The organism is Novosphingobium sp. CCH12-A3, from assembly GCF_001556015.1.
Taxonomy (GTDB): domain Bacteria; phylum Pseudomonadota; class Alphaproteobacteria; order Sphingomonadales; family Sphingomonadaceae; genus Novosphingobium; species Novosphingobium subterraneum.
The window spans coordinates 94,308-102,061 of record NZ_LSIA01000198.1; the positions used below are offsets into that span (position 1 = coordinate 94,308).

Sequence of the window (7,754 nt, forward strand, 5' to 3'; positions counted from 1 at the left end):
ACCCCCGCCCCGGCAATTCAGGAGTGAAACCATGGCGGATCCAGTGGCAACAGATGCCCGCACCGCTCCAGTGGCGGTGTGGCAGATCCTCGAGAAGCTGAAAGGCAAGGACCTGACCGACTGGCGCACCGCGCCGGTACCGGGCCGTGCTTCGGTAGCAGAACGCAATCTCGACATCGGCTTCCCGCTCGGCTGGTATCCCATCGACCTTTCGGCAAACCTTGCCGTGGGGGAGGTTAAGCCGCTGCGCTATTTTTCGCAGGACCTGGCGATGTGGCGTGGCGACGACGGCAAGGTCCGCGTCCTCGATGCCTATTGCAAGCATCTCGGCGCGCACATGGGCCATGGCGGCAAGGTTCATGGCAACCTGCTCGAGTGCCCGTTCCATGCATGGCGCTATGACGGGGAAGAGGGGACCGTGAAGGAAATCCCCTATTCGAAGTCGATCCCGCCGCAGGTGAAGCGCAAGTGTACGCGGACCTGGCATGTCACCGAGGCGAACCGCTGGATCTGGGTGTGGTATCATCCCGAGGACGCCGCGCCGCTTTTCGACGTGGTCCACCTGCCCGAGGCAACCGATCCTGAGTGGACCGACTACGACATCTACGAATGGAACGTCTACGGTTCGATCCAAAACATGGCCGAGAACGGCGTGGACGTGGCCCACTTCAAGTACATCCACGGCACCGCCAACGTGCCGCTGGGCGATCTGCGCTGGGGCGAATGGGGCCGCGGGGCCGACGTCAAGGCCAAGATGGGTACGCCGTGGGGCGAGGTCGACGGCCAGATCAGCTATGACACGATGGGTCCGGGGCAAAGCTGGACGCGCTTTACCGGCATTTCCGAGACGCTGCTGGTGGCCTGCATCACCCCGGTCGAACTGGACCATGTCCACGTGCGCTTCTGCTTTACCCAGCCCCGGGCTCAAGCCGAGGGTGAGCGGGCCGGCGTTGCCCGCGCCATCATCCGCGACATCTGCAAGCAGTTCGATCAGGACAAGGTGATCTGGGATCGCCAGAAGTTTGAGCCCAATGCCCTGATCTGCGAAGGCGACGGCCCGATCGCGCAATTCCGCAAGTACTATTCGCGGTACTACGTGAAGTGAAGACGACCAGACGGGAAGCCCTTGCCGGCGGAATTGCGCTTGCCGCAACCGCCGGCCTGCCGGGGAATGCGCACGCGATGAACGACGTCCTCGATACCCACGATTCTCTCGGGCTTGCCGAGCTTGTGAGAATGCGCAAGGTTTCGGCCAGCGAGCTGTTGGAAGCGGCGATTGCGCGGGCCGAGGCCCTGAACCCGCAGCTGAACTTCATGGCGCAGAAGCACTACGACTACGCCCGCAAGGCGATTGCGGCAGGCCTGCCGCAAGGGCCGTTCAGCGGCGTGCCGTGGCTGCTGAAAGACCTCAACACTTATATTGCCGGCGAAGTCACCGAGAACGGCAGCCGCCTCTACAAGGGCCAGCGCGCCAGCGTGACCTCCGAACTGGTGCGCCGCATCGAACGCGCCGGATTCGTGATTTTCGGCAAGACGACCACGCCCGAGTTCGGCCTGACCGGCACGACCGAAAGCGTGCTCATGGGGCCGACGCGCAATCCCTGGAATCGGGAGCGGATCGCGGGGGGATCATCGGGCGGCGCGGCGGCAGCGGTGGCGGCGGGTGTGATTCCGGCGGCGCACGCCACCGACGGCGGCGGTTCTATCCGCATTCCGGCTTCGGCCTGCGGGCTGTTCGGCCTCAAGCCCTCGCGCGGCCGGGTGCCGATGGGGCCGCTCAGGACCGAAGGCTGGGGCGGCATGTCGGTCCACCACGCAGTCAGCCGCACGGTGCGCGATTCCGCCGCGATCCTTGATGCGACGCACGGGGTGGAGCCGGGCTCGCGCTATAGCGCACCGACGCCGGAACGGCCGTTCCTTCAGGAGGTCGGGCGCGATCCGGGCAAGTTACGCATCGCGCTGATGCTCAGCCCGTATTCTGGCGCGCCGGTCGATCCGCAAGTGGTGGAGGCCACGAAGGCGGCAGCCAGGCTGCTCGAAAGCCTTGGCCACCATGTCGAGGAGGCAGCGCCGAAGATCGACATGGCGGCGATCGGGGCGAGCAGCTTTGCGCTGATGGCGTCGTCGGTCGCGGCCGATTGCGTGGACCGGGCCAAGGCGCTGGGCATTGAACTGGGCCCCGACGTGCTGGAGCGCACCACGCTCGATTTCATTGCGATGGGCAAGAGCTACACCGGCATGGACTTTGCGCGCGGGAACAACGCCTATCAAGCCGCCGCTGTCACCATCGCGCAGTTCATGGAACGCTGGGACGTGATTCTTTCGCCTACGCTGTCGGCGCCGCCGGTGCCGCTGGGCCGGATCGGCCTGGATACCGGCCGTTCGCTGATGGACTGGGGCCGCGAGGTCGGCACGTTCACCGCGTTCACCGGCATCTATAACGGCACCGGCCAGCCGAGCATGTCACTGCCACTGGCAATGTCGCAAGATGGGCTGCCGATCGGCATCATGTTCACCGGCCGCTTTGGCGAAGAAGGGGTGCTCTTCCAGCTGGCTGGGCAGGTGGAACGCGCCGCGCCGTGGGCAGGGCGGCGAGCGAAGGTCTGAAGATGTAAGCCATTTTTCTGACCACCCGGGTCAAGCCCGGGGGACGAAGAATCAAGGCTGATCTTAGGCACTCGCATCCATTCCGCGCAAGTCCTCCACTGTGGCGATGGGTCCGATGGCGGCATTGTATTTTACCGTCTGGAGGACCAGCTCGGTTTCGGCTTCGCGGATGCCTTCCAGCGCCAGCACCCGGTTGGTGACGGCAGCTGCGTCTTCAAGGCTGGGCAGGACGCAGATGGCGATCAGCCGCAGCGCGGCGTTGGCGTCGTAGAGCGCGCGGACCTCGGGCAGGGCGAGCAGGCCTTCGCGCACGGCATCGAGCTTGCCGCTGGCGCATTTCACCGTCACGAACATCATATGTTGGCCGGCGTTGGTAGCGTCCAGTCCGCGCGCGATATCGACGATGGGGACGAGCTTGAGCAGCCCCGCGGTCTGCAGCCGCTTGACCCGCCCGCGCACCGTCCCTTCGGTGACGCCGAGGTCTGCGGCAATCTTGCGGAAAGAAAGACGCGCATCGTCGGCCAAGGCTTCGGCGATCTGTCGGTCTAGCTCGTCGGTCTGCGGGAACTGGTCGATCATGCGGCGATGGGGCCAACGGCGGTGTTGTAGCGGTAGACGGTGTTAAGCAGTTCGACGTCGACGTCCTCAACGCCTGCGATCCCGGCCGAAACGTCGCGCGCGGCCTCGATCATCTCGCGCGCGGCGTGGAAGGCATAGAGGCAGCTGACCGGGTAACGGCCCGAGGTAAGGTGTACTGACAGCACATGTTCGCGCTGTGCCAGTTCATGCGCAACCTCGAGCGGGGCGCGGCCGCTCACCTGAAGGCGGATGCGGGCAAGCAGACGATAGCCGTGGACGCGAAAGTCCGCCAGGGCAACGACGCGCATCAGCCCGGCGGCATCCATCGCCCGGATGCGGTTCGCTACCAGATTACCGGTCAGCCCCAGTTCCTCGCCGATCACCGTGGATTGCGCGCGTCCATCTCGCTGCAGCACTTCGATGATGCGCAGGTCGATATCGTCAAGCGTTGCACCTTTGGCGCGGCGTGTCGGCTTTTCTTCAGACAAGGCGTTCCCCCCGTTTGCGTAAGGTAGCCTAGAGCGCGCTACGCAGCGGGGCAAGGGCAAGCGGGCGGGCCGTGGCGATCAGCCGCGCGGTTCGCGAGGAAGACCAAGGCCGCGTTCAGCAATCAGGTTGCGTTGGATCTGGTTGGTGCCGCCGTAGATCGTGTCGGCGCGGCTGAACAGGAACAGGTTGGGCAGGACGTCCCATTCGTAAGATCCGCCGGCGGCCACTTCGCCCGCCTGGCCCAGTACGTCCATCGCCAGTTCGCCAAGGCGGCGGCGCCATGATGCCCACTGGATCTTATAGGTGAGGGCAGCGCCGTCGATGCTGGAATGATCGCTGTTCGAAAGCATCCGCAGCGCGCCGTAGCGCATCAGCCGCAGGCCGATTTCGGCGCTGGCGATGCGCTGGCGGATTACCGGATCACGGTCCTTGCCGGTGGCCTTGGCCGCGGCGATGATTTCGTCCAGTTCGTTGCGGAAGCCCATCTGCTGGCCAAGCGTGGACACGCCACGCTCGAACGCAAGCAGGCCCATGGCGATCTTCCAGCCATCTCCTGGTGCGCCGATCAGGCTGTCGGCAGGGCAGCGCGCTTCGGTGAAGAAGGTCTCGTTGAACTCGGCGTCGCCATTGATCTGGCGTATGGGACGGACCTCGATGCCCGGCTGATCCAGCGGCATCATCAGGAAGGTCAGGCCCTTTGGCCCTTGCGATCCTTCTTCGGTGCGGGTGACGACGAAGATCCAGTCGGAGATATGGGCAAGGCTGGTCCATATCTTCTGGCCATCCACGATCCATTCGCCATCTTCCAAGCGCCCCTTGGTGCGCACGCTGCCAAGGTCCGACCCGGCATTTGGTTCGGAAAAGCCCTGGCAGAAGATGGTCTTGCCGGCGGCGATATCCGGAAGAAAGCGGCGCTTCTGCTCGTCGGTCCCGAATGTGAGGATGGTGGGGCCGGCAAGCTCCACTCCGATGTGGTTGATGCGTCCCGGAACCCCGGCGCGGGCATATTCCTCGGCGAAGATCACCTGCTGCGCCAGCGTAGCATCGCGCCCGCCCCATTGCGTCGGCCAGCCGATGCAGCCCCAGCGGTGTTCGCCGAGCTGCTGCTCCCATTCGCGCCGCCGTTCGGGCATGGCGGTAAGCTGGGTCACGCCCCTGATATCGCGGAATTCGCCTGCCATCTGGCCCTGCAGCCACTCGGCGCATTCGGCGCGGAAGTCTTCGTCGGCGGCGGAAAATCCAAGCTTCATGTCGCTGCGCCTCAACCCGGCATGTAGAGCTGTGCGGCTTTGCCGCCATCGACGGGCAGGGCAGTGCCGGTGATGTAGCTGGCTGCGCTGGAGAGCATGAACACGATCGCCTCGGCCAGTTCGTCGGGTTCGCCGCCACGCTGCATCGGGATGGCGCGGGTGGTTGCGGCCGCAAAATCAGGCGCGCGGCTTTCATAGTCCTGCGTCGCGGCGGTCTGCACCTGCCCCGGCACGATGGAGTTGATCCGGATGCCGAGCGGGGCACCTTCCATCGCCGCAGCTGCGGTGAAGTGGACCAGTGCGGCCTTCGAGGCCGAATAGCTTGCCATGTTGGCCAACGCTTTGATCCCGCAGGTGGAGGCGATGTTGACGATAGAGCCGCGCTGGCGACCATCAATATCCTGCTTCGCCATCACCGCCATTGCCGCCTTGGTGCCGACGAACACGGCATCGGCATTGACTGCAAAATCCTTGCGCCAGTGTTCCAGGGTCAGCTTCGAAATCGGTGCGTAGTGCACCGACATGGCATTGTTGACGAGCATGTCGAGCCGTCCATGTCGTGCGGCAACATCCTCGATCAGAGCGGTGAAGGCGGCATCATCCGATACATCGAGTCTGACGGCTTCGACCTTCCCGAATTGCGCGATCTCGGTCCGAGCAGCTTCAAGCTTGTCCTCGCGGCGGGCGCAGATCACCACGGTCGCCCCGCGCGCCGCGAGAAGCTTCGCGGTGGCAAGCCCTATGCCATCGCTTCCGCCAGTGACCACGGCAATCTTGCCGGTCATGTCATGAGCCATTGCTTTGCTTCTCCCGATTCCTTGATCTCAACGCAAATGCACCTGTTGCCGCGCCAATGTCAACCTAATGCGCAAAATAACAGCTTTATCATTTCGTATATCGACCTTTCTAGCCGCAACCCACCGCTCTTTGCGGCATTTTGGTCAATTTTGACCATGCAGAGGAGGCGACACAAGCCGAGACGCATCCCGTCAGTTAAAATCTTCCTTGGAAACCAATGGCTTCTTGCGTAGAATGGCGCTCCTGATGTCTCTAATCGTGTAGGTGGCTCATGGTCCTGAAGCGAAAGACGCGGAGCCCCGAGGCGGTCGGCCCGACTGGCTTTACCGCCGCGGATGAGCGGTTACTGATCGCATTCGAACTGGCCGTCGTGATCAACGTCCTGGCCTGCATCGTCATCCTGCCAACCGTTGTCATGGAAAATGTGGCGCATAGCGCCGAAAGATCCGCGTCTTATCGCTGAATTTCATCAATGGCGCGGCTGCACGTTGACCAGGTTCGAAGGCGTCGGCAGCCCTCGCTTAGCTGAACCAGGCGCCACCGTTGACATTTATCGTGCTGCCGGTGGCAAAGCTGGCATCCTCGCTGGCGAGATAAGCCACTGCGCCTGCGACTTCCTCTGGCCGCGCAAGGCGCTTCATTACGCTATCCGCGGCGACGGCGGCTTTCACCTCTTCGGGCAGGGGCGCGTAGATCGGAGTCTCGGTCGCACCGGGGTTGACCGCGTTGACGCGAACTCCGCGCGGGGCAAGCTCGCGCGCCATGGCGCGTGTCATGCCGAGGACGGCGGCCTTGGCGGTGACATAGGGCACCGGGCCATTGCCGGCGAGCGCAGCGGTTGAGCCGATGTTGATGATCGAACCGCCTGCGCCTTGTGAAGCCATCATCCGCACTGCGGCGCGGCTGCAGCGGAAGGCGCCGTCGAGCGTGATGGACAGGACCTTTGACCAGCCTTCGTCAGCACAGTGGAGGGTCTGGTCGGCAAAGGCAGTTTCATCGCCTCCCGCGCGGGCAGCCTGGCCTGCATAGAATTCGGCCATGCCATCGCCCGGCGCGCTTCCGATCCCGGCGTTGTTGACGAGAATGTCGATCCCGCCAAGCTGGTCAGCCACTTGCGCAAAGGCGGCGTCCACCGAGGCGGTGTCCGACACGTCGCAGGCAACGCCGATGTGGGGAGCGGGCAGGACTGCGCCAGCCTTCTGCGTCGAAAGGTCCAGAATGGCGACCAGCGCGCCTTCATCCGCCAGACGTCGGGCAATGGCTGCGCCAATGCCCTGCGCTCCGCCGGTGACGACGGCGCGTTTGCCTTGAAGTCTGTTCATGGTGTCCTCGCTCAACCCGCGCGCGGGTAGTCGGTGTAGCCGCGCGCATCGTCGCCGTGGCCGGTGTAGAATGTGGCGCGGTCCCCCTTCGCGAGCGGGGCGCCGGAACGGAAGCGCTCCACGAGATCGGGGTTGGCGATATAGGCGTAGCCGAATGAAACGGCCTCGGCCTTGCCTTGCGCAATCACCGCGTTGGCCTTGTCGAGCGTGAGCCCGCAGTTCTCGATCACCGCGCCCCGCCAGTTGGCGCGGACGAGTTCGAGGCTGTCGAACCCGGCGTTGTGAATGTGGATCAGGTGGCAATATGCGAGGCCCATGCCGTCCACAGCCTTCAGCAGGGTCGTATAGGTCTCGGCTGGATCGGCGTCGGCCATGCCGTTGAAGGTAACGCCTGGGCAGATGCGGAAGCCGACGCGGCCCGCGCCAATGGCGGCGGCAATTGCGGAGAGCGTTTCCACCACGAAGCGGACGCGGCTCTCTGCGTTGCCGCCATAGGCGTCGCTGCGCTGGTTTGAATTGGACGAGAGGAACTGCATCGGCAGGTAGCCGGAGGCACAGTGCAGTTCGACCGCGTCGATGCCGGCGGCGCGGGCGTTGCGCGCAGCTGCGACATATTCGGCGATCACGCCGGGAATCTCGTGCGCTGCCAATGCGCGAGGCATTTCGGTGGCGACGGGGATGCCATCGGGGCCGGGGATTGGATCGGGGC

General features: G+C 64.4%; 8 protein-coding genes and 1 pseudogene. 3 read left to right on the top strand and 6 right to left on the bottom strand.

What is annotated here, in order from left to right; all coding sequences use genetic code 11:
* Positions 1 to 31 precede the first annotated feature (31 nt).
* Together AX703_RS15175 and AX703_RS15180 are read left to right on the top strand one after the other, a co-directional pair.
* Positions 32 to 1,105: a Rieske 2Fe-2S domain-containing protein gene (locus AX703_RS15175; RefSeq protein WP_062345231.1), complete on the top strand. Its 1,074-nt coding sequence runs from the start codon at positions 32 to 34 to the stop codon at positions 1,103 to 1,105.
* Positions 1,102 to 2,607: an amidase gene (locus AX703_RS15180; protein WP_082734622.1), complete on the top strand. Its 1,506-nt coding sequence runs from the start codon at positions 1,102 to 1,104 to the stop codon at positions 2,605 to 2,607. Before AX703_RS15175 ends, AX703_RS15180 begins: the two co-directional genes overlap by 4 nt.
* Positions 2,608 to 2,670: 63 nt before the next feature.
* Here the strand turns inward: AX703_RS15180 and AX703_RS15185 are convergent, their stop codons facing one another.
* The 4 genes from AX703_RS15185 to AX703_RS15200 form a co-directional block, all read right to left on the bottom strand.
* Entirely contained in the window at positions 2,671 to 3,186 is a 516-nt protein-coding gene (locus AX703_RS15185) for an Lrp/AsnC family transcriptional regulator (protein ID WP_062345233.1), read from the bottom strand.
* Positions 3,183 to 3,674, bottom strand: a complete 492-nt coding sequence (locus AX703_RS15190) for an Lrp/AsnC family transcriptional regulator (protein ID WP_052242557.1) — start codon at positions 3,672 to 3,674, stop codon at positions 3,183 to 3,185. The genes AX703_RS15185 and AX703_RS15190 overlap by 4 nt, the downstream gene beginning before the upstream one ends.
* 78 nt (positions 3,675 to 3,752) lie before the next feature.
* Complete coding sequence (locus AX703_RS15195) at positions 3,753 to 4,925, bottom strand: acyl-CoA dehydrogenase family protein (protein ID WP_062345236.1); 1,173 nt, start codon at positions 4,923 to 4,925, stop codon at positions 3,753 to 3,755.
* A gap of 11 nt (positions 4,926 to 4,936) precedes the next feature.
* Positions 4,937 to 5,722 (bottom strand): SDR family NAD(P)-dependent oxidoreductase, encoded by a 786-nt coding sequence (locus AX703_RS15200; RefSeq protein ID WP_082734623.1) that lies wholly within the window; start codon positions 5,720 to 5,722, stop codon positions 4,937 to 4,939.
* Positions 5,723 to 5,994: 272 nt separating this feature from the next.
* Here AX703_RS15200 and AX703_RS15205 point away from each other — a divergent pair, with 272 nt between their 5' ends.
* On the top strand, positions 5,995 to 6,186 hold the full coding sequence (locus tag AX703_RS15205) for a hypothetical protein (RefSeq protein WP_062345238.1): 192 nt from the start codon (positions 5,995 to 5,997) through the stop codon (positions 6,184 to 6,186).
* Positions 6,187 to 6,244: 58 nt separating this feature from the next.
* Here AX703_RS15205 and AX703_RS15210 read toward each other — a convergent pair whose 3' ends face one another.
* Positions 6,245 to 7,045, bottom strand: coding sequence for an SDR family NAD(P)-dependent oxidoreductase (locus AX703_RS15210; RefSeq protein WP_062345240.1), 801 nt, complete (start codon positions 7,043 to 7,045; stop codon positions 6,245 to 6,247).
* Between the two features lie 11 nt (positions 7,046 to 7,056).
* Positions 7,057 to 7,754, bottom strand: a pseudogene (locus AX703_RS15215) (alkene reductase); the annotation flags it as partial.